Below are 23,605 nucleotides of genomic sequence, written 5' to 3'. Positions count from 1 at the left end.
TATCTAAGTTTTCTTCTTCTGTATAACTCTTTGTCTATAAAAAAAGCTGTTGAAAGGCAATCTTTCAACAGCTTTTTCCTATTATCGATATAAACGAACCGCACCTGCTGATTTATCATCAGCTTGACCAACTACTTCAAATTTCAAACCAAGTTTCGGTAAAATGCGTCCTGCATCTGGAATTTGATCATTGATGTAAACTTTTGAATCATCAAATTTCGCAACACCAGGTAACCCGTTATATTCAAACGTGCCACGAGTTGATGATACAACTTTCCAAGCTGGTGTTTGATCGAAAGAGAATGCTGCATCCGCAATTTGATAACGTGTGCTATCTTTAAATGTTGGCTTACCATTTAAAGTGCCTGCAATAGCTTCAGGATGGGAATCAACTACCCCAAGGAAACCATGTCCTGGATGAACCCCAACCCAGTTATCTGTATAGCTTGAATCCGCATACCAGACAACCATACCTGTGTTATATACCGGACCACGAGCATATTTTAATGCTTCATCGGCACCTGCATAATTTCTCCACTCTACATAATAGTTATGGCTCTTCTTCTCAATTCCATTTGAAACGACAAAACCATTTAACTTAAACTGTGTTTCTCCTTCTGCATCATCAGAAAATACAACTTTACCGTCTACTGTTAATGATGCATTATCAAGCGTAAAGCCATTTAATGCAAGACCGCCATCTGTCACATATTCAAAGACAAGCTTCACTTTTTTACCTTTGAACTGGTTTAAATCATAAGACTTGTCCACCCATTCTCCTAAAGTTGTATCTGCTCCATCTTTTACATCTTTGTTACCAATTGTATCAATTAATGTTTTTGTACCATCTTCTGTTACCGCATGTACTTCTAAGAAATCGTACCCTGTTTCAATTTCATACAATGATTTAAAATCAAATGTTGCATTCGTTGCACTTGTTAAATCAAATAAAGGTGTTTCTAAAGTCGTATGAAGATCGTCACCTTTTGTACTATAGTAGTACTTCTGCCCAAAGGCAGGCTCAATTCCTTTTACATCCTTGTCCGGTAAGTTGACACGAATTAAACCTGGTCGATTTGATTTTGTAACACTTTGATCTAAATATGTTGCATAACCAATACCTCGATTTAATTTCTCATAATCTATTTCTGCAATATTTGCCCAATTACCACCCATTGTTTTTTGGAAAAATTCTTTATTTTGTGGGGAGAAACTTGTTGGCGTCGTTCCGGCAATTTTACCTGCCCAACTACCACCACTCATAATAGACCATGATTGAACTGGTTCACCGCCGCCAGAATATTTTGTATCATACTCATCTGGAAGTCCTAAATCATGACCATATTCATGTGCGAAGACACCAACTGCACCATCCTCTGGCTCAATTGTGTAATCGAATGCAGCCATTTTCCCGTCCCAATACGGAACTTTCGCTGTTGTCCCATCAATTGGAAATGGTTTTTGACCGACTGTCCAGCGATGTGACCAAATTGCATCATCGCCTAATTTACCACCACCAGCTTCTTGTCCAACACCAGCGTGAATAACCATTAAGTGATCAACTAAGCCATCTGGTTCATTTTTATTTCCGTCACCATTTATATCATATTGATCAAACTGATCAAACTCCGATAAATCGATTCCACTCTCTACTGCTGCTTTTAATGCATCTTTAATTAAATCACGCGGTCCTAATGGCCCTTTATTATCATGTCCATCTCCAGCATCCGCACCATAATCAGCTGCTTTACCTGGAACAGTTAACCACTTTGACACTGTTCCATCTACTGTATAGCTACCGCCAGATTGTTCTTCATAATACTGCTTAAATGTTTCAATTTTACTTCCATCATGTAACGTAAATGGTTCGTCACCGAATAACATTTTTTCATAATGCGCCTGATTAAAATCATCAGAATACATATACCCAGGTTCTTGCTCGATATTGTTATGCTTGAAATCATCATATTCAACAAGCAACACAAGTACTTTATCTTTACGAACTTCTCCGTTATACTTTTTTTCTTTTGCAGGAGTTGTTGGTACTTTACCATTTAAAGCGCTCTTTGCTGGAACAGCTCCCTCTGTCTGTCCACTTGCTCGTTCTTTTACTTTCTCTTTTGTATCTGTTTTTGCATCTTTCACCTTCTTCAGAAATTCAGATGCTTCTTTTGTTACTTGATCCCCAACCATCTCTTCTTTCCCAGGCTTATCACCTTTCTTTTTCTCGACATACTTCTCGACCGCTTTCTTTGTCTCTTCATCGGAAGCCTTTTCGTTAATTACCCCACGCTTCTTAAGTGCATTTGCTAAGCGCTCTTCCGGAATCAAATGATCATCAATTGGACTCGTCGCTGTTGCCTTTGCAGATGTTTCTGCCTGAACAGCCGGACTTCCAAAGCTAAATGAGTATCCAAGAACAGCCACTACTGCAAGTGTTGATAACACTTTAAATGGTTTCTTTTTCATCCCCAAATTTCCTCCCCTAATAAAATATGTATTTCAACATAAATTTTATTAAATTTTCAATCAATTTTCAATATTTAGTTACATTATGTAATTTTTTTAATATTTTTGTAAAAATTACACATTTAGTATAGGAGCATATTACGTTTTATTGTTTTTTCTGAAAATATTGATAAATTTTGACAAACCTTTTATAATTTTTGTTGAGAGAACTCAATGGGGATTTTATCTTTGTTTTTTTATCTACAAAATACGGCGATACATATACAAATTTTTTAAAGAAATTATTATTTTCGTCATAAAAATGTTAAAATATCGAGTATTTTGTAATATTGCTTATGACCGACAATTAGGGAGGAATAGATTTGTACAAAGATAAGACAGACTCGCTAGATCAGGAATGGATTGATTTAATACTTGAGGCGCTTGATGCTGGAATTGCAATTCAAGACATTGAACATTTCTTCCAAAATATGAAGCAATCTACGCAAGCCTAGGATATTGTTCTTTTTAGAGAAATTTATGCTATAATAATAACATCATAAGTGGATATACATTTACAGAAAGGTGCGCAAATATGATTGGAGAACGTATAAAACGCCTTCGTTTACAAAGAGGGATTTCTTTAACAGAACTTGCTGAAAAGGCCGGTGTTGCAAAGTCCTACATTAGCTCCATTGAACGTAATTTACAACAAAATCCGTCCATTCAATTTTTGGAAAAAATCGCAGCCGTTCTGCAAATACCAATTGACACACTTCTTCATGACACAACACCGTTAGAAAATCAATTAGACTCTGAATGGGCACATCTTGTTAAAGAAGCCATGAACTCTGGTGTCTCAAAAGAACAATTCCGTGAATTCATTGAGTTTAGTAAATGGAAACAAAATCAAAAATAATGTACATGAAAAGGAGGATATATGAAAATCCTCCTTTTTCTTTCTCTATCAAAAAAAGCGGGAAACTCCCGCTTTTTTTTGTATTTATCCTGCTATTTGAGGGCAGTAAGACTCCCATCCCAAGATGCAGAGAGAAGCAAGGAAGATAGGTGGGAGTGGGGCTGCCCGTAACAGCCCGATTGGTGAGGGCTAATAATCAGTGGGGGATGAAGAAAACCCCCACTGATTAAAGTTGCACTTTATCTTTCTTCTCCATCAGCTTGACTTGCATTAAATGTCCACTCTAAGTTTAATGCATCGCCTTGGAATTTATTTTGATCTTGTCCATTATCTTTAAATTCAAATTCTACCCATAGGTAGTCTTCTGTGTTTGGTTGTAGACCACCTTCTTCACTCCACTCTGGAGCAAAGATATCCTTCGCTAATAAATCAGGATCCGCTTTTTGTAAATCTGCTAAAGTTGTTTCATAAACTGGTTCGCTTTGTTTATCCCAGTTCCAAATAAATTTTACATTAATATGACTCGCAAAGTCTTCCCCTGCATTGTCACCCTTCGCATCTACAGTTGAGTATTTCGTTGCTAATTTCACATCTTTAATCGCGATAGAACCACTGTTCTTTAATAAGAACTCTTTCTTAACAGAATCTCCTGGCTTCAAGTCTTTAATGTCTACAATCGTCTTAGGATCCAAAGTAAGGTCTAAAGTACCTGCTGCGAACGTATTGTTCGATACTTCTTTATCGCTAAAGAATGCGAACGTTCCTCCGCCAATTAAAGCAATCCCTAATGCCGCTGACGCAACTCCCATGCCTAACTTTTTCTTTAAACTCACTTTTCCATTCCTCCTAGCGTTTTTTATTATCCCTTTCCATCATGCAGAGATATCGGATAAAGCATTAGTCTTTCTACCTAGCTCCTCCACTTACACTATCCCTAACGGTTGTTCTTTAAAAAGTTACTTCAAGTTCATTATAAAGAACATTCTGTTTAAACGCAATCTTTTCATTTAAAAATTTTTATTTTAGATTCAATAGACACACTCTATTTTCTTGTTTCTTCTTTTAAATGAGAGTCGACATCTGGTTCTGGTTGTTGTTCCTCTTTATGACGAGACGATTGTTCTGTCGCTGTTAACTCCGTAGCCGTTACCTGCTCGGCTTCTTGCTTTTCTATTACCTTTGCTTGTTCATGCAATTTTTTCTCTTTTTCCCCATCGACTCGCTTTTGAAGCGTTTGAATTTCCTCATCAATTTTTTGGATTCCTGCCTCTTTATCAACATTTTTACAAATCATATTGATAACATTTAAATTCTCTTGGACAGATTGATGTTGCTCCTGTGAATGGCTTTCTTGTAATTGATGATAATACCCTTCCATTTCTATATATATTTTCTGTAATGACTCGCGCTCGAAAGCAATCTTTTCACGTTGCTCTTTCCATGAAACAAGCCTGTTCTCAAGTGCTTCTATAGATGTTTCTTCTGCTTCTTTTTTCATTTTTTCATATACTTGTAAAATTACTTCCTCGTGCTTCTTTGCAGCTTGTTTCAACTTGTATATTGTTTTCGGAAACACAGGAGCGGCCGCGATCGAACCTTGAACTTTTTTCTCTGTTACAAAAGCAGCTTCTGTATGAGTGACGATTTGAGCTCCCATATAAAAAGCTACAGAACACATACACAGGAAAACGAGTATCGTTTTTATTCTTTTTAACGCTTTGGGCATTCTATCCTCTCCTATTTACATCTATACATTCTTGCAAAACGAAAACAAATACTTTCAACGAAAAAGGCTATCAATTTGATAGCCTTTTCTTCATTTTTTCTCACCTTTTCCTTGCTGCGCATCAAATGTCCACTTCAATTCGATTGTATCGCCCTGAAATTGATTTTGATTTCCCCCATTATCAACAAATTCAAAGCGCACTTTAAAGGAATCTTTATGCCCAGCCTTAATCCCTTTTTCATCCAATGCTTCCGCAAGTGAATCATTATTTACTGGTATGGATGGCTTCCCTACTAATTCAGATAATTTCTTTTCCTTTATAATGTTATGACCCTTATCTGTATTCTTTAAGATCGTAACTTTTATGTGATCTCCAAAATCCTCTGTATTATCACCTTTTGTATCTTTCACTTTATATTCGGAGTATAAGAAAACTTTCTCAATATTTAATGTGCCGCTATTCACCAATTCAAAATCACGTGTAATCGTATCCCCTGGTTTAATATTTCCCACTTGAATAATCTCAGTAGCCGGCTTTACTGTTAAATCTAGCGTGCCTGCCGCAACAGTATTGTTCGTAACTTCCTTATCGCTAAAATACGCAACTGTTCCGCTCCCAATTAACGCTGCTCCCATCAGGGCCGATCCAATCCCTAGTCCTAATTTTTTCTTTATGGTCATATCCATATCCCCCAAGTATCGTAAAGACTTTCTATTCCCATATTTTTATACAGATTGTCCTACATCTGCTGACTTATTTTTCTTCTCTTTATCAATGCTACGAATTGCACTCGAAATAGAGAATACCGAATACCCAAGTAAGAAAAGCCCTGGAATAATTAATAGAAGAGCTGCTCCTGCCTTTGAATTTGCATAATTTAATAAATAGCCAACATACGGCACTGTAATATCTTCATACTTCCCTATCACATTTTCCGCTAGTACAGGCTTCATATCTGGCCCGTTGTTATTATCACCTTTTGTTACATACATCACTTTTCCATTCGCATTTTGTACATCAATAATACGATGCGTTACAATTTTCGTATCACTTTCTTTAAATGTAATAACATCCCCTTTTTGATACTTAGAACCATCTTTCGTTGGTTCAATCGCAATTACAGAACCCGTTAAAAACGTCGGCTCCATCGAACCAGATAGTACCGTTTTAAATTGATATCCCATCATAGTCGGCTCCCCGCCACTTGCCTTAGAAGAAATCACAACAAAAGCTAAGAAAACCATTAATGCGAATAAAACAAATGAAATCACATTACTCATTATCTTCCAAACGAATTTCATCGGTCTCCCTCCTCTTTTCATATATATGTAAAAAAATAGAATACTTTATCCTGTTCTTTAAAAAGAACTTAATTTAATACTATAATGAACAATTCGAAAACGCAATAAAAAATAGGCAATTCATCATTGCCTATTTTTCTTCTGAAACTGCATTCTTTTTCGTTTTTCTCATTATATACACACCAAATAATATAAGTATAATTAGACCGATTCCAACACAAGCCGCAATCATTTCAAAAGAATACGTTTGTGTCGTTTTTTCTATCTTCTCCTTCGCTGCCGCAAACTGCACATCTTCTTTTGAAAGAACATGAATGCTTGCAATCGTTTCATTATTCTTTGTTATATCTACAGTTCCCACTACTTCACCGCGATGAATTCCTCTTTCATATAAAGAATCTGTATCTACAGGTGCTTTTCGGAAAATTGTTTTCACATTTTTCCCTTCCTCTTTTTTCAGCATCAGTTCTGCACTTTTCTCTAGTTCACAATCTATATCTCTATCTAAATACGTTGCTCTTTCATGCCAATCATTCTTATCGAGTACGAGCTGTTTCGTAAACTGCGGAAATGCATATTCAGCCATCTGCTTCATATCTTCATAGATTTCTGGTTTTTGCGAAGCCATCACGACATTAATAATTCGATTTCCATCTTTCTCATTTAATAAAACAAGCGTATTGCGCGCTTCATTTGTAAATCCTGTCTTTCCACCAATGCTATACGGGTTCTCAAAATAATTCGCTTTATTAAAAATAGAAACCGTCTGTCTAGAAGTTGTAACCGTCGTACGCTTTGTATTCATCGCCTGTAAAATTTCAGGATACTTTTGTACACCTCTCGTAATCATTGCCATATCGTATGCGGTCGTATAATGATTTGGATCGTGCAAACCATTCGGTGTAACAAAATGACTATCCGTCGCACCAAGCTGCTTCGCCTTCTCATTCATCATATTTGCAAAATTTTCTACACTTCCTCCAATATGCTCTCCTATCGCATACGCGACATCATTCGCACTCAGCACCATTAAAATCATGAGCGCCGTATTCCGATCTACCGTCTCCCCAGCTTGAAACTCAAGTTGATAATTACTCTTCTCCTGATCTAATGCCGCTTGTGAAAACGTAAATTGCTCTTCAGGCTTCGTATGCTCCATAAGTAAAATCGCTGTCAATACCTTTGTCATACTAGCTGGAAACGCATGTTCATGTGCATTCTTATCATATAGCACATCCCCCGTCTTCGCATCAATCGAAACAGCAAACTTCCCAAACACATTTGGACCTTGTCCAGGTGCCGGTGCTGGCTCCATTCCCGTCTCTGCATATAATGGTAAAGGAGTAACAAAAAATAAACACAACACCAAAACAAAAAACATAATTTTCTTACATTTTCTCATATAACTCTCCCTTTTTCATAACTTATATATAAAAATCACTAATCTATCTTCAGATTGGAAACAAACTGGAAAATGACCGTCATTTTTCACTATATCATATTTTTACAATAAAGTGAACTAACTATTTAGTAACGATATTCCTCAAACAGAAAAAAAGAAGGACTTACTCATGCTGATCCTTCTTATCACGCAACAAATCTATTAACTGATTCTCAGCTTCCTCTTCCGTAATCTCATCGGTCATTCCCATAAATGACCATCCCTTCGAACCAATTCAGTTCACTAACTCCTCCAAAAACTCATCATGTGTCACATCCACATCTAAAATCGCACCATAAATCGAAACCGTTCTATTTCTAGGCACTCGCATCTGAAAAGACTCTCTAACCATACGATACACTCTCCTTTTCCTCCCGAAATTTTACAGCACCCTTATCTAGTTCGGTTATATCGCATTTTCATTCCCTTGTAAAAGGATTGATCACTAAATAAAAATATAAAATTCTAAAATTTCTAACTTTTCTATTGATTTCATACCAAAACTCTATTACAATGAATCATACATTCTACTACCTATCATGATCCCGTAGCTCAGCAGGGAGAGCGCCACCTTGACAGGGTGGAGGTCGTGAGTTCGAGCCTCTCCGGGGTCATATGAAAAACCCCTTGATAGTCAAGGGTTTTTATTTTATTTTTCTCAATTCTAAAGCCGTTAAAAACTCTCTGGTCACAAATTGGTCACCCTACTATAAAATTGTACATTTATACTACCGCGCTTCGCTTGCTACCCTTTACGAAATGATTTAGGACGTTGTCCTAAATCATTTCGTAAAGGATAAATTTAAAAAATAATACTTAATTTACAAATTATTCTTGTAGATGATGTTTTTTAATATATACTAAAAAATATTAGAAAACTATAAATTTTAAGAGGTGGACAATGTCAAAAATTGAATCTGTTTACTGGGGAACAGGATTTGAATATATTGTTATGGGAGATTTCTTAACTAGGGGATATGAAGCTCAAAAATTAACACCTGATTTGGGTTATGATATTTTAGTAACAAATAAACTTAAACTTCTTAATCAAAAACATGAAGAACCTTTTCAATATTATATACAGGTAAAATCCAGATTAGTTCTTAAAGAGTTTGATAATGGAATTATAAATTTTTATATTGAATCAGATTTTTTTGATAAACTTATAAATGATACTAATGGTGTACTAGTATGTTGTTACGTAAGTGGCCGAATTCTAAAAGATTCTTGGTCCAGTGATCCAACTGATGGAGTTGATTGGAATGCCATGGGATTGGCGAAAGTCATTCAAGAAATCGATAAAAGTATTTATCATAAATATCAATTAGAGAATCACATCTGGTTAAACAACTACGATTTAAAATATTTACATGAAAATAATTATACTTTTAAAAAGTTTTTACACGAAGGAATATCGTATACAGGTATTAAAACAAATTATTTAACCAACGAAATTATAGACTGCAATAATGAGGGACATTATATAAACCCCACACGTCATGATTTTGTTCATTTAACAGATAATTTAGGGTGGCGACACGATGGTTTATTTCTCTAATACTATTAAGAACAAAAGCTGTGCATATTGATATATTTATTACACAGCTTTTTCTTCAATACATATAACATTTTATTAATTTAATTCATTTATACGATTTAATAAACTCTTGAAATGCCGGATTAGATTCCCACTTCTCATCCCTTACTAATTCTATGAAATAACGTATTACTTCCATATTATCTTTATTACGGATGAATCCAATAGAGTCATTATCCTTCAAAAAATCAGCAATTGAATTAAGTAAAAGAAAAGCAATTTTTTCATTAATTAAAAAGTCTGCTGTATCTTTTTGAATAAACCCTACAGGCAACTCATCGATCAAAAATTTTATAGCCTTAACATCTGATTTCCATCCTTCATTTCGAATATCATCATCTTGAATAATAACCCTTATATCCTTACCATCAATAAAATTAATTGATATATTTTGTTTTAATAAATCATTTAAAATATTTTTATCCATTCCAAACATCCTCCTGTAGAATAACTTAGAATAAAAGATCATTTATTTTATTTGCAGTTTCAAGTTGCATACTCGGTAATACGTGACTATAAGTATCTAATGTGACACGTATATTTGAATGCCCCAGCCGTTCTGCAACCACTTTAGGATGAACACCTTCTTTCAATAACAAAGTTGCATGTGTATGCCTTAAATCATGGAATCTAATCTTTGTTATATCTATTTTCTCTATTAAGCTATAAAAAGACCTTAATAAATTTCTAGGTAAACATGGTGTCCCGATATTTGTGCATACCACAAGATCATGGTTTGTATATAAAATCCCTGCTACTCTTTTTTCATTATCAATGTTTTCTTTATGCTTCACTAAAAAATTTATCGTTTCATTAGGTAATGCAATGCTTCTTTGTCCAGACTTTGTTTTTGCTCCTGCTATTATTTTGTTCCCTGCATGATTTAAAGTCTGCTTAATTGAAAGTGTATTATTATTAAAATCAATATCTTTCCATCTTAGGGCTAATATCTCACCCTGTCGCATTCCTGTAGTAAGTGCCAAAAGGAATGCAATATAATATCTACTACTTTCTGCTACCTTTAGAAAGCTTTTTACCTCCCCTATATCCCAGACTTTTAATTCACTTGTATATGCTTTAGGTCTATCAACCAAAGAGGCAACATTACGTTTTATTAACCCCCACCTTTCAGCTTTTTTTAAAGAATCATTTATTAAAGAATGTATTTTTTGTACATTCTCCCTTGATAATAAATTATTCTTTATTATCTCATTATACAATTTTTGGATATCTATAGGTTTTATTCTGGAAATTTCTATGTTTCCTAGGTTAGGAATAATATATTTATGTATTAACCAACTATAAGTTTTAAAAGTTGATTCTTTTATAAGTATCTTTTTATCATCAAGCCAACTATTTAAATATTCTTTATACAACATTTTAGAAGGTTCACTAAATGTACCATCTTTTAAAAGAGCATGTTCTGCTTCAGTCAACGCATTTTGTGCTTCTTTTTTTGTTTTAAAGCCCCTCTTCTTTTTTTGCCGTCTCTTCCCATTTACTTTCCCTAGTTCTAGTACATAATACCAACTGTGACCATCTTTTTTTACAGAACCAGCCAATTAATTTTCCTCCTTTACATCGCTACCTTCTAACCAAGAGATAAAAACAGTCTTTAATACTTTAATTCTTCTCCCTATACGAACTATATGGAAATCCCCAGAGTTAACCAACTCATAAGCTTGTCTTCTTCCAATTCCTAATATTTGTTGAATATGTATAACATCTAGTACTGATGGGTATTGTTCTAATGTATTCATAAAATCCTCCTATTTTAGCACGAATGAGTTGATAAAAAGCGTCTATTTCTTTGTATTTTTTCTTGATCAAAAGTAGTATTTTTCTTATTCAACTTTGATTCAGTCCATCTCTTGGCAATTTTAGTAGTAACCTCTAAACTATCATGATTATTTAAAGCTCCTACTGAAATAAGTAAACCCGCAATTTGATCTAATAGTTGTTCTGTATTCCCTATTTTCACTTTTTTTCTTATAATGGGAGAAAAATTTTGTATCAAATCCGCTTTTTGAACGACAGTCCACCTAGGATCTAGCGGCCACCTAGTTTTATTTTTATCTGATAATGGAATCTTAAGGGTTAACCACTCCATTGTTAAGTAAGACCAAATATTATTTTCCTTTAGAATAAAATCTTCTATAGAGCTAACTCCAAATTCTTTTAGACATTTTCTTCTAATTTGAAATTCAACCCTCCATACAGATTTTATTTCATCCCATAAATGCTCTTTCCACAAATCATAAAACCACAGTTTTTGAGATTTTTTCACTTCAAGCGTTTTGTTATATATACGTGCCAACAATGGATCACCACGCCCTATTGTAAAACCACTAAATTCACTTCCATTGTAATATTCATCATTTACAAAATGATTTACTTTCCCTCTTGCTCTAGTTACTACTTTCTCCAAATCATATTTAGTAAAAGGAGTTTCATCACTATCTACACATACATCAATCCTTGATAACTTTGTATCTGTTATAGAGATTCCAAAACCACTTAACCAATTAAGAAACTCTTTAACAGCCTTTTCAAAGCCAAGTGACCATAAATAAGATGCAAGAAACCGCACCTTAATCGGTGACGTATTTTTCACTTCCTTATCCATAAAATACATTAGGAAATCATTACATGATACCTTATAGGAATAGAAAGGAATCCCATTTCTATGTACTTTTAAACTAATTCCATTTATTTCAACTTCATACTCTTTGGATTCTTCTTGAGCTTTAGATTTTAATAAAGCTAGCATATCTAATGTGCTTTTAAAAGATTGAAAATAGTCAAAGACTTCAACCCCAAATTCAACTGTATCAATACCTTTAATAATCAATATATGTTCCTCCTTACCCCAATGTTGTAATTTGAACCCCGCATGTTATATGGTTGCGGGGGAACGAAATCATTTAATCCCCCCTCAATTTTGATACAAAGCTTCTGCTAAAGTAGATTAAACCGATCAGCCCTCAAAGGAGGACTGATCCGCTTAATCAACCTAACATGGTTTACTTTTCCATATCAAAATCCAGCCGTCCTCTCTCCATTCCAATACCAACTACTAAATAATCCAAACTTTTATCACAACCACTAAAACAAGTGACTAAAAAGGAATTTGAAATTGACTAATAAGTCAACAATTGAATATTAACCCTTTGTGATTTTTTTGTCAACTAAAAATGACTAAAAAGTCACCAAATGTGTATTTGACTAATTTATGATGTAAAACTACTATTAAGATAAGGAGGGAAACCCTTGAATTACTATGACAAATTAAATCAAATGATAGAAAAAAGTAATCTAACTTTAAAAGAAATTGCAGAAAAGTGTAAAATTTATGGGGTGAGTATTAATCCTTCATACATAAGTAAACTCAAATCAGGAAAGCAACCTCCAGCATCTGATGATGTTAATGCCGCAATAGCAAAAGCTTGTGGATTTGAAAATAGAGTGGAAGACTTCCTTTTTGAAGCTTATTTAGAAAAGTCACCTGAATACATAAGAAATTTATTACTTGAAATTACAGATCTCTTTAGTAATACTGTGCAAGTAATTCTTGAAACACAGACTCCACCCCAGCTTCTTCCATTGATTAGGACTCAATTTAATCAAATGACTAGATATGATATTATAAGACAAGCTCTAGATCTAAATAATGCAGGAACAATAAATAACGTTAATTTGCAACCATCCAAATCGATAAAAATGCCAGATGATTCAATGGAGCCTCTACTACCAAAAGGGGCAATATTACACTTTGAGGAAGTTAACGAATTTAAAAATGGTGATATTATAGTCACAAAGTCTAATGATTCTTATGTGGTAAGAAAAGTAGTTTTAATTGAAGATAAAGCTGTACTCCTAGCCTTCAAAAAGGAAATAAGGCCAATAATTATTAATGATATAAATTCACATTTTTTAGGGAAAATTACATCTGTAGCATACGCCATTGATTAATTATCAACAATAAAAAGTGCTCACTTCGCATGTGAGCACTTTTTATTATGGAATAAATAGCCAAAATATATGCTATAATCTTTATAATTAATATTACTTTTAATTTAACAAGAGGTGAAAAAATGGTTCAGTCAATAATCCAATCAGAACTTCGCGAACAAGCTGGATCAAATAGCTTTAATAGATTTGATTATCAAGCTCATTGGACTCTTTACCATATGATTGAGGAATATAAAAAAAATATACCTTTTTATGTTTTTTGTGAATTTCATGATGATATGACTAAAACAGAACTTTCTGAACACCCTTCATGTGCAGAGTTTTTCCAAGTAAAAACAACAGAAAGTTTTAAAGAATGGACATTGAAAAGACTATTCAGGACATACAAAAAACCAAATGGAGATTTTAAGCACTCGTTTTTAGGTTTCTTATTCTATAATTTTTTAAAATTCAAAGATGAATGTACTAAATGTCATTTTGTTTCTAATATAGATATGGATGAAGATGTGAGAAAATGGCAGGCTGTTATTGAAGATAAGAAGCTACTAAAAAAGAAAGAACCTAAATTATACAATGAGATAAAAGCATTTCTAAAAATAGAGTATCCTAGCCTAAAAGAACCTGAATTTACGTCAGTTTTTGATACATTCATTCAAAATACTTTCTTATATTACGGTGGACTTCCTTTAGAAAATTATGAAAAAAGTGTTGCAGGTGCCTTCTTCATTATGCTTGATAATGAAGATATTTTAACCTCAACAGGAAATAGAATTTTTAAAGATATATTAGAGGATGTAAGGAAAAAAAGTAAGAAAAAAATTAAAACACCTATTAGTTATAAATCTCTTAAAGAAGAAAAAGGAATTTCTTCAGAATCATTCTCTAGAATAAAAGATCAAGTCGCTACATTCTCAAAAAGTGAACAAGTATATCAAGATATAAAAATCAATTTTGAATCTCACTTAGGTAAAATGAAAATGAAAATGTTAATTAGATTATTAGAAAAACATAAACGAAAAGTATTAGATAGTTCCAATGTTTTGTATTTGGAATCTTCCGAAGATATCCTAGAAGCTATTGATGATATCCTATTAGATCACTACGATAAACTAGATGATTTAGATTTTGTTACAAAAAATATATTAAATGAAGTATTAGAAAAAAGTAATACTTTAATTGATGACGGAATTGGCATTAATAAAGTGTTAGTGGAGGCATTATTCTATGAAAGAATCGTTTCGTAAACAAAGAAAAATTAATCAATATAAAATACTGATTAGAAAACTTAGATTACAAAAAGAAGGTGTCCAAAATGAACAGATTAACTCTAAAAAAACTAATAGTAATTAGTGAAAGTGAAAAGAGATCTAGAGAAATCGAATTTAAAGAAGGTCTTAACATTATTATTGGAAAAAATAAAACTGGAAAATCGTCTCTTATTAAAAGTATTTTTTTCACTTTTGGATGCGAGGTTAAATTTGAGGATGAGTGGAAAAAATTAATCGATAAATACCTACTATATTTTCAATATGGAAATAGGTATTTTTGTATATTAAGAATAAATAAATCATATAAAATCTTCGAAACTAATCAAGAATTTACTAGTTATCAATTAATAATTGAAACTGATTCTTTCCATGAGTATAGTAAAGAATTAATGAAACTATTAGGTATATCTATGGATTGTTTAACAAAGAGTGGAAGCCCAATAACAATAACTCCTCCTTTATTATTTAGATTTCAATATATCGATCAGGACAAAGGCTGGGAGAAAATTGGTCAAAGCTTCACAAATATGCAATATATTAAAGACTGGGATAGCAATACAAATAAATATGTTGTAGGATTCCTTAATGAAGAATTTTATAAAACAAAAAGAGACCGAGATATTATTAAAACAGACATCGTAAACTATGATATAAAAATAAATCATTTTGAGGAATTTATAAAAAATCTATCAGCATCAATAAACAAATCAAATACTGAAGATACTTTTGATAAAGACGATAATAATAGATACTCTAACAATAAAGAGCTAAACCAAAGTCTTGTGAACAAAATGGACTCCATTGAAAAAGAAATCTTAGAACTAGTAGAAAAACTCTCTAAAATAAAAAATAAACGCTATGAAAAAACCTTAGAGCTCAATTTTATAAAAGAAAATGTAAAAGAGCTAGAGGCAGATCACACATTTGCTATTCACGAAGATCCTAATTTAAAATGTCCGTTTTGTGGCTCTGTGCATGAAAACTCTTTAGAGAATAGAATTGAAATCGTTAAAGATATACAGACAGGTAGTGAATTAGTAGCACTCTTCCGATCGGAGATAAAAGAACTAGATTCAAAAATACATAAACTAAGTACAAGAAAAAAACAGTTAACACTAAACTATAAATCTCTTAAAAAGAATGTTGAACAAGTAAAAGAAAATGTATCTATTATCAAATCTTACCAAGATCAAGGAAAAATCGAAATGATTGATTCGAGTATAAAACAAAAAGAAGAAATTATTTCAGCGAGAGATACTAAAAACAGTCAAAAATTAATATTAGATGACCAATTAAATCAACTGAAATCTCCACAAAGAAGAAACTTGATCTCCCAAGCATTAAAATCTTATTGTATGACTGTTTACGATATCTTAAATATCCCTTCTTCTTTCATAAAACTAAGAGATTTCGTACAGACTTTACAAAAAACTGGAAGTGATAATCCAAGAATGATTTATGCTTATCATATTTCTCTCTACTTATATAATTTAAATAGGGAACACAGTCCATTTAACTTTTTAGTAATTGATACCCCTAATCAACAAGGTCAAGATGAAGAAAACTTAAAAAGTATTGATTCCGCATTAAGTTTATTAACATCAAAAAATGGTCAAGTAATAATTGGGACAGAAAGAGAAACCGGACATGAAGAAAACGCTAGTAAAGTGACCTATTTAATTGAAGAAAGAAGATGTCTTACTAGCATAAATTATAAAGAACATATCAACCTTTTACATTCACTTTTATAATTGATAATTTTTGGTCACATATTGGTCACACACTGTAGGAAACATAAGGGATTTTATGATTACAAAACAGTTAACTTTTCTAATAAAGTGTGTACTATAAATACATACCGAAACAGTTAGGTTATAAAAGGATATTCCTTGCACTATCTTGACAGGGTGGAGGTCGTGAGTTCGAGCCTCTCCGGGGTCATATTTGTAGAAACCGTGTCAAATTAATATTTGATGCGGTTTTTATTTATTTACTTTCATACTCAAAAACACCAGTGGTCACATTATCTATAAAATCTCTTCTATTTTGTTAACTGCATCCTCTTGCATCGTTGGCAGTACATGCGAATAAATGTCTAATGTAATTTTGATGTTACTGTGTCCTAATCGTTCAGAGATTACCTTCACATTCACACCTTTAGCCAATAAGACGTGAATAATAGTTTCAGCGTCTTTCCATCACAACCCTAGCAATTCAACTGGGCACACCCCAGTTACAAGAGCCAAATGATTCGCCATTTATTCCTACCTCTCCTTTGAGTCTAGAGTGCTTAAATAAATTAACCGAATATTCGTAATATTATTTATAAATATTATAATACCTTCTTCTTTATCCTGATTATGTTATATAATTATTGAAAATTACATATATTAGGGATGGGGAGGAAAAGATGAAAGCTTTATTAAAGGAGAATGGGCAGATCACACAGTTATTAAATGACTGGTATGTAGAAATTCGGGCTAGACGAATAGAAAATGCACACAAATTAAAAGAAGAGATTGATACTAAAATACAAGCTATTGAGGAAGACCAAAACCTATTATACTATTCTCTTCTTAATTTTAGATATCAATATTTGGTCGATAGCTTAAGCATCTCTAAAGATAGCTTTAAACAAAATGATTCTTTTGCAATACCGACAGATAACTTCTTAGCATATTATTACCACTTTTTTAAGGCAATTCATTCAAATATAACTGGCAGCCACACTATGGCTAAAATGCACTACGAAAAAGCTGAAGAACTTTTAAAACATATATCAGATGAAATTGAAAAAGCTGAATTCTATTATGAATTAGCCATTTTCTATTGTCACACTCAAAAGTATATTCTTACTATTAATTATTTAACGAAAGCTAAAGAAGTGTTCTCTAGTCACAAAGGATATGAATTGAAAGTTGCTTTTTGTAATAATCTATATGGACTAGCATGTACCCATTTAAAAGAGTATGAATTGGCAGAGGAACATTTTCTTTCTGCCATAGATACATTCCAAAAAGAAAAGCAAGACCCTTATATTTTAATTGTGCGTCACAATCTCGGCTTAATGTATGCAAACCAAAACCTTTCTAGTCTAGCTATCCGCTATCTATCTGAAGTCAACCAAAAGTTACCAACTGACTATAAGGCTATTTTTATTCAAGCTAGAGAGCATTTCAAACTAGGCGAAACAAATATTGCTTCAAATTTAATTGAAAAGGGATTAAATATTTGTAATAATCTATATAATAAAGGCTATATACATCATTTTACAATTTTAAAACTACTGAACGACAATACTTCTACAGAAGATTTAGAAAAAGTTATTATAGAAGGATTATCCTATTTCGAAGAAGAAGAATTATATGAGTATGTGGAAGAATATGCTGAAAAGTTAGCATTAAAATTCTATCAAGAACGCAATCACTCAAAAGCCAGCACATATTTTTATACAGTCAGCAAAGCTAAAGATAAAAATTTTAAAAAAGGAGCATTAAAATGAAAAAAACAGTATTAAGTTTAGTTGGAGTTTTGACAGTTTTAACTTTAACATTCGGAGCATCTTCTTCATTAGATGTTCAGCAAATCGCTGAAATCATTGCATACACACATGGACATACTGGTTGATTCGTTGTTTATTAGTTTACAAACTATAACACAAAAAGGAAGCGGCAATTATGGTGGCCACTGAAAAAGGCCACTCATAATAAAAAGGAGTCTGTTATATAGATAACGAACTCCTTTTTCATTCTTAATATTCCAATAAAATGCGTATTGGTTTTTGTTTTAATTATATAGTGTTATTGGCAGTTCAACCGCTTATCCCATTTGCTTTTCCTTGAGAGCTTTGATAATCGCTCCAGTAGCGATGAAGAGAGTCCCTGCGATAAAGAATGCTGCGCTAAGTACAAAGTACGCTGTAAGCAGATTAGAGTTAATAATGTAGTTGTATGCGTCCCCGCCTACATAAGCGTGTTTATTTAACTCACTGTATTCACTGGCCATATAATACCCTTCAATTCTATCAATACCCATATATAGCAGTACCGCTGAATGTATGTAAAAGATTACTGCCCAAATGATCCATTTTTTCATGATTGTATTTTCTCCTGTTATTTATCTTATTATTTAATACATGATTAAAATTGTCTGATTTTATATTTCTTAATCTTATGAATCCTATGATACTCACAAACATGACTGTATTTGTAGTCGAGTCTCTTATCTATTAACTTTTACTGTAATTATTCTAGAAGGCTTTCTAACTCCTTCTCTCCATTATTTCTTTAAAACTATTCTACTGGAATTAATTTCACTTGCTCTGCTGTCTTAATAATATCACCATCACTAGTGAAGAAAGTATAATCTCCACGACCTACTGAGCTATTTCCTAAAATGGTATTTACTTTTGCTGTCCCTCTATTGCCATCAAATACAATAAAGTTACTCCCTCGCCCTACTGCCGTAGCCTTATAACGACCAGAAGGTATATCTTTACCCACGATATATTCACCTGCCCCTAAAACCCTAGGCTCTTCCTGCTTAGCTTTAACACCTTCTGTAAGCTTCTGTAGTTCGCTTTTCTTAGCTTGGATATTCCCATCTAATTCAGTGACCTCACTCTTCTTAGCTTCTACCTCTTTTCCTAGTTTATCAACTTCTGATGCTAGTTGATTCTTATTGTCTACTAGAGCCAAGGTCTCTTTCACTTCAGCTTTCTTGTCATCAAGCTTCTTTTGCTCTGCATCAATACTTTCTTTGACCTTGCTTTTCGTGTAACTTAACTCTTTCTCCTTTTCTACTACTTTTGCTTTTGCCTCTTCGTATGTAACTTTTTCTTTCTCGATAGCAACCTTCGCTCCTCTAGCACCAATCGAATATGAAATTACCAATCCAAAGATTAGTGTTAAAGTTATCCATAACTTCTTTGACTTTACAATTTTCACATTTATTCCTCCTATCAAATTTACTATATTAATATATCATATTTTTACAACACTTATAACTTGCAAAATGTAAGGTTTTCGAATCTACTATTTCCTCTATAATGCAGATTTTCACGAATGGAAAAGTCGAAGCAGCCGTTTATTTAATCGAATTTTAGAAACTTGGCACGGCGATAGAGAATTGTCTCATTTTTCTGAATATGCGCCGAGAAGCAGGGCACATGGAACGAAAACTTACATTCAAATTGGAAAATCAAAAAGAAACGTTGCTAAAAGAAAGACGAGACCTTAGTGATTTAGAAAATGACCTTTCCTATCAGCAGCAACAATTAGCAAGGGAGGTCCATGCATGAGTTTAAATATGTATTTGGGAGAAGTACAAAGCCAAACTCAAAACATGAACGCTGTATGTACCGCTACCATTCAAGGAATGGAACAAGCGATTCAGTTGATTGATACTTTTGCATTGGATCCTGTTTTGCAAGGACAAACGTATGAAAGTGCCAAAGCATTCTTTGCCCAAACATTCCGTCCATTAGCACAAGGTATCATTTATTTATGTGAAGAATTAATCCAACAAAACAATGCTTTCCCTAGAGACTTTGCAGCACAAGTTGCTCAAACAGACGTCATTGAACAAGAACTCAGGGAACAAATCCAGCAAATCAATCAAATGATATCGCATATGGAAGAAATGAATGCAGCTATGCCTATACCAAGCATGGGAGCTATGATTGGTATTTTTGTTTCTATGAAACAAAAATTAGAAGAAAAACTCGAGCACTTATATGAATTCAATACTACTTCAAGTAGCAATTATGACACAGTGATTCAATTAGCCGCTAGTATTGCGACGGGTTTGGCTGAAGTCCAAAGTGGGAAAGGTTTTCGTCCTGTAAGTGGTACATTTAGTACACAAGGATTGAATATAGAGTGGGCGAATTCTATTCGAGCAATTACAGCAGATAGGAAGCATCAGTCTGAGGAAGAGAGTATAATAGACAAATCGTTACTGGATAAATTTAAAGATGCTGTCGAAACCGAAATAGAAGCGATGGATCAGTTGTCCGAAAAATTTTTTCATCAGACAGAAAATACTTCTTTGCCCGGGCTATATTATAACTACAAAAAAGGACAAACTAAAGCTGTATTAGATGAACTTAAAGGAATATTAAATACAATCTTACACCCAATAGATAGTTTTGAAGGCGCTGTGTATGCCTTTTCTCATATCGACGAAACATTTGCTGCTGTAGAACAAGCTATTTCTGATTCATGGAATCAAGATGTTGTAAATGGAGATTGGAATAGTAGAGCTAGATGGATTGGAAATGTAGAAGCGCAAGTTAAATTAGCACTTGCCGAATTATTGGTAGGAACAAAAGGTGTAGATAAAATTTCAAAACTAGGTAAAGTTTCCAGGTCAGGTAAGGCCTCAAAACTGAATGAAAGTGTAAACTTCATACAAGGTGTAAAAAATGTAATAAATTTTGATAAGTTTAAGCAAAGCGTTAACATGTTAAATAATATTCTAATACCCAAAAATCAAGTTGCTTATGCAGGTATTGGCAAATTTAATTATGAGTCCCCTACGCTTAAAGATTTCTTTGTTCAAGCAAGTAGCGGAGAAAGCAAGGGATTAAATAATAAAATTGGAAAAGATTCCTTTATTCTTAAGAATATTGAAATTGTCAGGAATAGAACAATTGCATTTAATAAAGCTAAAGACTTAGCTGGTATTCCTAGATCACAACAACCTACACGCCAATGGCAAGTAGGAGATGATATATCTAAAAAAGGGTATGAATCTAAGAACTATGAATATAGTGCTAACCACACTCACCATGGGCGTTATTATGAGTATGACACACCTCAAGGTAAACGAGTTATTGTTGAGCATATTAATGATGGCGTATTACATACACATGCAGGTAAACCCAAAGACGGAGCTAATCCGTATACTTATGATTTTAAGAAGGAGAGATACTCTAACATTTACGGGACTAATAACGATCATCACCTTTATTATAACAAATGAGAGGCAGGAAAATTATGATATATCAAAATGAAAAAATTCGTAGAAAAAAAGTATTAATCAGAGCTAAAAAAGTCTTTAGCCAATTCTCAAATTTAGAACTTATTGAATTTGAAAATCCCGATTCTGCATGGATAAAACTATTCGACACAGCATTGAAAAAGTTTCGAAATGTTAACTCTAAACCAACATTTCATATTCCTGTTGGTGATGTTAAAAGTAGGTATATTTTATGGATTGAACGTTCTTTAGGTTCTTTAAGTTTTTCAAATCATAAAACAGAATATTTTATATTAGTTCCTAATTGTTTAGAGCCGGTATGGGCAAATGTTAGAATATTGAATTTCACAAAATCTATTGAGGAACTTTGGGACATTTCTGAAACTAATGAATTTGTAATTGCTGATAAGAGTACGGGGCAAATTGTACAAATATTTTCTGAAGAAGAATGTTATGAAATTCATTTTGAGCGCTGCAACACTGATCTAATTGACTCTTCAAAAAATTAATATTAGTATTAGAAATTTAATCCTTGATTAACAGGATATTTTTTAAACTTTCTGAATAGAACGGTATAGCAACTTGGGTAAAATGATTGAGCAAGTAGAAAAGAATATGTTATATAAAAGAGCATCCTTTAATTAATGGGTGCTCTTTTGTAACTCTTACTTTGCAAAAAGAATGGTAATGGAAGTTTTATTTTAACCGGATATCCATTTTGATAATAGGAGGAATATTGTGTTCCAACTTAGTTTATTTGTAGAATGAGAATTTATGAGGATCCCTTAAAAACCCTAATGATTGAATTACCAGAAAAAATTTTTTAGTTGCAGATTTATTAGAAGATGATATTCGTAGCAATCATGGTATACAGTATTTAGATAAAGTACTAAATGAGTAATTGGAATTTCTTGAGATAAGAGGAAAAGGATTGAATATGGAGTGGACAACTGCTATTCAAACGATTGGAGAAGATCGGGCACGCCCAGCTAGCGATCTTCTAAATGACAATTTATCTGATGATAATATCGAAGAAGGGGCAATGTGCGGGAAACCTCCTGAAAAATCTATGATTAGAAAAGTTTTTGACGGTATCTACGTTGGTTCTGGGCAATTTGTTGGAGGTGTAGTAGAAGGATTTAAATCACTAGACGATACAGTAACAAAAGAAAATATAATGGAGTTAGGGTTGGAGTAATAAAAACAAATGGAGAGATAGGAACTATTTTCCCTGATGCTACTCAACAACCGTAGATAGAGTTTGGAGGATTAATATGAATATAGAAAAAAGAATGGAAGTTATCTTAGATAAAAGAAAAAAATTAAATTTAAATGATGATTATGGAATACAAAAAAGTTGGAATGAAATAATAGAGGTTCTCTCAGAAAATGAGGAAAATACTATAAGATATTTAGAGATTTGTAGTAAAGAAGATTTATATTGGATAAGTGAAGTTTTTGAAGATATAGCGGAAATTGTGCAAAGTAAAGAATTTATTAATTGCTTAAGAAAATTAGATAAAAAATTTCCAGAGTTAGAAATGACAAAGGATATCGATATAGCAGAAAGTTATATCGAAAATCTTTAAAGTAAATGGTAAGCCGCCCACCTAAAAATGAGCGGCTTTCTTCATGATCTAAGCCAACTTACATAAGAATCACTAGACGTAATATAGTACGTATATCCTTTACGCGATACTGCGGATACCCACTCATCAACATTTACCTTAGCGGCGATAGCAAAGACGAGCCCTGCTTCAACTGTGCTGGTGCCGGCTACGTACGACTTATTCCAAGTCGCTTTCGTATAGAAGTTTAGATCATTTACTTTCGATACGCTAACGTGTATTTTAAAGTCGTTTTTCCTAGAGAATTATCAGCGAAATTGAGTATGTATATCCAAAGTAATATAAATACCTTTCTAAACGGCTTATATACTCTAAAACGTAGC

General features: G+C 33.0%; 23 protein-coding genes, 1 tRNA gene and 4 pseudogenes. 14 read left to right on the top strand and 14 right to left on the bottom strand.

The features are described 5' to 3' along the window. Positions 1 to 81: 81 nt before the first annotated feature. On the bottom strand, positions 82 to 2,469 hold the full coding sequence (locus MR058_RS02320) for an immune inhibitor A domain-containing protein (RefSeq protein ID WP_242142459.1): 2,388 nt from the start codon (positions 2,467 to 2,469) through the stop codon (positions 82 to 84). A gap of 362 nt (positions 2,470 to 2,831) precedes the next feature. Here MR058_RS02320 and MR058_RS02315 point away from each other — a divergent pair, with 362 nt between their 5' ends. Together MR058_RS02315 and MR058_RS02310 are read left to right on the top strand one after the other, a co-directional pair. Further along, positions 2,832 to 2,963, top strand: coding sequence for an anti-repressor SinI family protein (locus tag MR058_RS02315; protein WP_011984083.1), 132 nt, complete (start codon positions 2,832 to 2,834; stop codon positions 2,961 to 2,963). Positions 2,964 to 3,043: 80 nt separating this feature from the next. Next, entirely contained in the window at positions 3,044 to 3,367 is a 324-nt protein-coding gene (locus MR058_RS02310; protein ID WP_242142458.1) for a helix-turn-helix domain-containing protein, read from the top strand. A gap of 239 nt (positions 3,368 to 3,606) precedes the next feature. Here the strand turns inward: MR058_RS02310 and calY are convergent, their stop codons facing one another. The 6 genes and pseudogenes from calY to MR058_RS02280 form a co-directional block, all read right to left on the bottom strand. After that, positions 3,607 to 4,200, bottom strand: a complete 594-nt coding sequence (calY, locus tag MR058_RS02305; RefSeq protein WP_242142457.1) for a biofilm matrix protein CalY — start codon at positions 4,198 to 4,200, stop codon at positions 3,607 to 3,609. A gap of 209 nt (positions 4,201 to 4,409) precedes the next feature. Continuing rightward, entirely contained in the window at positions 4,410 to 5,024 is a 615-nt protein-coding gene (locus tag MR058_RS02300) for a DUF4047 domain-containing protein (protein WP_242142456.1), read from the bottom strand. Positions 5,025 to 5,183: 159 nt separating this feature from the next. Beyond that, positions 5,184 to 5,774 (bottom strand): TasA family protein, encoded by a 591-nt coding sequence (locus MR058_RS02295; protein ID WP_242142455.1) that lies wholly within the window; start codon positions 5,772 to 5,774, stop codon positions 5,184 to 5,186. Positions 5,775 to 5,819: 45 nt separating this feature from the next. Next, a complete protein-coding gene (sipW, locus tag MR058_RS02290; protein WP_242142454.1) occupies positions 5,820 to 6,395 on the bottom strand; it encodes a signal peptidase I SipW in 576 nt (191 codons plus the stop codon). A gap of 130 nt (positions 6,396 to 6,525) precedes the next feature. Then, the gene (locus MR058_RS02285) at positions 6,526 to 7,797 is read right to left on the bottom strand and encodes a D-alanyl-D-alanine carboxypeptidase family protein (protein WP_242142453.1); all 1,272 of its coding nucleotides are present in this window, start codon (positions 7,795 to 7,797) and stop codon (positions 6,526 to 6,528) included. 163 nt (positions 7,798 to 7,960) lie between these two features. Next, positions 7,961 to 8,188, bottom strand: a pseudogene (locus MR058_RS02280) (hypothetical protein). 189 nt (positions 8,189 to 8,377) lie between these two features. Here MR058_RS02280 and MR058_RS02275 point away from each other — a divergent pair. Both MR058_RS02275 and MR058_RS02270 read left to right on the top strand, forming a co-directional pair. Beyond that, positions 8,378 to 8,450 (top strand) — tRNA-Val (locus MR058_RS02275). 287 nt (positions 8,451 to 8,737) lie between these two features. Next, positions 8,738 to 9,394, top strand: a complete 657-nt coding sequence (locus tag MR058_RS02270; RefSeq protein WP_242142452.1) for a hypothetical protein — start codon at positions 8,738 to 8,740, stop codon at positions 9,392 to 9,394. 85 nt (positions 9,395 to 9,479) lie between these two features. Here MR058_RS02270 and MR058_RS02265 read toward each other — a convergent pair whose 3' ends face one another. From MR058_RS02265 to MR058_RS02250, 4 genes are read right to left on the bottom strand one after another with little or no spacing between them, the layout of a single operon-like run. Further along, on the bottom strand, positions 9,480 to 9,860 hold the full coding sequence (locus MR058_RS02265; protein ID WP_242142451.1) for a hypothetical protein: 381 nt from the start codon (positions 9,858 to 9,860) through the stop codon (positions 9,480 to 9,482). A 25-nt stretch (positions 9,861 to 9,885) separates the two neighbouring features. Next, positions 9,886 to 10,995 (bottom strand): tyrosine-type recombinase/integrase, encoded by a 1,110-nt coding sequence (locus MR058_RS02260; RefSeq protein ID WP_242142450.1) that lies wholly within the window; start codon positions 10,993 to 10,995, stop codon positions 9,886 to 9,888. Continuing rightward, positions 10,996 to 11,193 (bottom strand): helix-turn-helix domain-containing protein, encoded by a 198-nt coding sequence (locus tag MR058_RS02255; protein WP_242142448.1) that lies wholly within the window; start codon positions 11,191 to 11,193, stop codon positions 10,996 to 10,998. It lies immediately after the preceding gene. Between the two features lie 14 nt (positions 11,194 to 11,207). Continuing rightward, complete coding sequence (locus tag MR058_RS02250) at positions 11,208 to 12,284, bottom strand: replication initiation factor (protein WP_242142446.1); 1,077 nt, start codon at positions 12,282 to 12,284, stop codon at positions 11,208 to 11,210. 419 nt (positions 12,285 to 12,703) lie between these two features. On the opposite strand from MR058_RS02250, the gene MR058_RS02245 reads away from it, so the two are divergent. The 3 genes from MR058_RS02245 to MR058_RS02235 all read left to right on the top strand — a co-directional run bounded on the left by MR058_RS02245 (position 12,704) and on the right by MR058_RS02235 (position 16,424). Continuing rightward, positions 12,704 to 13,405 (top strand): LexA family transcriptional regulator, encoded by a 702-nt coding sequence (locus MR058_RS02245; RefSeq protein WP_242142444.1) that lies wholly within the window; start codon positions 12,704 to 12,706, stop codon positions 13,403 to 13,405. Between the two features lie 122 nt (positions 13,406 to 13,527). Beyond that, positions 13,528 to 14,649 (top strand): dsDNA nuclease domain-containing protein, encoded by a 1,122-nt coding sequence (locus MR058_RS02240; protein ID WP_048557222.1) that lies wholly within the window; start codon positions 13,528 to 13,530, stop codon positions 14,647 to 14,649. Positions 14,650 to 14,717: 68 nt separating this feature from the next. Further along, positions 14,718 to 16,424: a P-loop NTPase family protein gene (locus tag MR058_RS02235; RefSeq protein ID WP_242142442.1), complete on the top strand. Its 1,707-nt coding sequence runs from the start codon at positions 14,718 to 14,720 to the stop codon at positions 16,422 to 16,424. A 276-nt stretch (positions 16,425 to 16,700) separates the two neighbouring features. Here the strand turns inward: MR058_RS02235 and MR058_RS02230 are convergent. Continuing rightward, positions 16,701 to 16,844, bottom strand: a pseudogene (locus tag MR058_RS02230) (site-specific integrase); the annotation flags it as partial. A gap of 239 nt (positions 16,845 to 17,083) precedes the next feature. Between MR058_RS02230 and MR058_RS02225 the strand changes: the two are divergent. Together MR058_RS02225 and MR058_RS23255 are read left to right on the top strand one after the other, a co-directional pair. After that, positions 17,084 to 18,175, top strand: a complete 1,092-nt coding sequence (locus tag MR058_RS02225) for a Rap family tetratricopeptide repeat protein (protein ID WP_242142440.1) — start codon at positions 17,084 to 17,086, stop codon at positions 18,173 to 18,175. Then, on the top strand, positions 18,172 to 18,300 hold the full coding sequence (locus MR058_RS23255; RefSeq protein WP_277926408.1) for a hypothetical protein: 129 nt from the start codon (positions 18,172 to 18,174) through the stop codon (positions 18,298 to 18,300). The genes MR058_RS02225 and MR058_RS23255 overlap by 4 nt, the downstream gene beginning before the upstream one ends. Positions 18,301 to 18,492: 192 nt before the next feature. Here the strand turns inward: MR058_RS23255 and MR058_RS02220 are convergent, their stop codons facing one another. Together MR058_RS02220 and MR058_RS02215 are read right to left on the bottom strand one after the other, a co-directional pair. Continuing rightward, entirely contained in the window at positions 18,493 to 18,768 is a 276-nt protein-coding gene (locus tag MR058_RS02220; RefSeq protein ID WP_087098042.1) for a hypothetical protein, read from the bottom strand. Positions 18,769 to 18,965: 197 nt separating this feature from the next. Then, a complete protein-coding gene (locus MR058_RS02215) occupies positions 18,966 to 19,619 on the bottom strand; it encodes a hypothetical protein (RefSeq protein ID WP_242142438.1) in 654 nt (217 codons plus the stop codon). A 103-nt stretch (positions 19,620 to 19,722) separates the two neighbouring features. Here MR058_RS02215 and MR058_RS02210 point away from each other — a divergent pair. From MR058_RS02210 to MR058_RS02190, 5 genes and pseudogenes are all read left to right on the top strand, one after another. After that, positions 19,723 to 19,972: pseudogene (locus MR058_RS02210) on the top strand (DUF3958 family protein); the annotation flags it as partial. Then, the gene (locus MR058_RS02205) at positions 19,969 to 21,657 is read left to right on the top strand and encodes an HNH/endonuclease VII fold putative polymorphic toxin (RefSeq protein ID WP_242142436.1); all 1,689 of its coding nucleotides are present in this window, start codon (positions 19,969 to 19,971) and stop codon (positions 21,655 to 21,657) included. The pseudogene MR058_RS02210 and the gene MR058_RS02205, both read left to right, overlap by 4 nt. Positions 21,658 to 21,671: 14 nt before the next feature. Continuing rightward, the gene (locus MR058_RS02200; RefSeq protein ID WP_242142435.1) at positions 21,672 to 22,163 is read left to right on the top strand and encodes a hypothetical protein; all 492 of its coding nucleotides are present in this window, start codon (positions 21,672 to 21,674) and stop codon (positions 22,161 to 22,163) included. Positions 22,164 to 22,579: 416 nt separating this feature from the next. Then, positions 22,580 to 22,831: pseudogene (locus MR058_RS02195) on the top strand (cytoplasmic protein); the annotation flags it as partial. Between the two features lie 97 nt (positions 22,832 to 22,928). Then, positions 22,929 to 23,243 carry a hypothetical protein gene (locus tag MR058_RS02190; RefSeq protein WP_242142433.1) on the top strand — a complete coding sequence of 105 codons (315 nt, stop codon included), beginning with the start codon at positions 22,929 to 22,931 and terminating at the stop codon, positions 23,241 to 23,243. The last annotated feature ends 362 nt before the right edge of the window (positions 23,244 to 23,605 follow it).

It is taken from the genome of Bacillus cereus group sp. BfR-BA-01430, assembly GCF_022663115.1.
Classification (GTDB): domain Bacteria; phylum Bacillota; class Bacilli; order Bacillales; family Bacillaceae_G; genus Bacillus_A; species Bacillus_A cereus_BD.
Note: the sequence above shows the minus strand (reverse complement) of the source record. Positions and strands in the feature narration are given on the sequence as shown.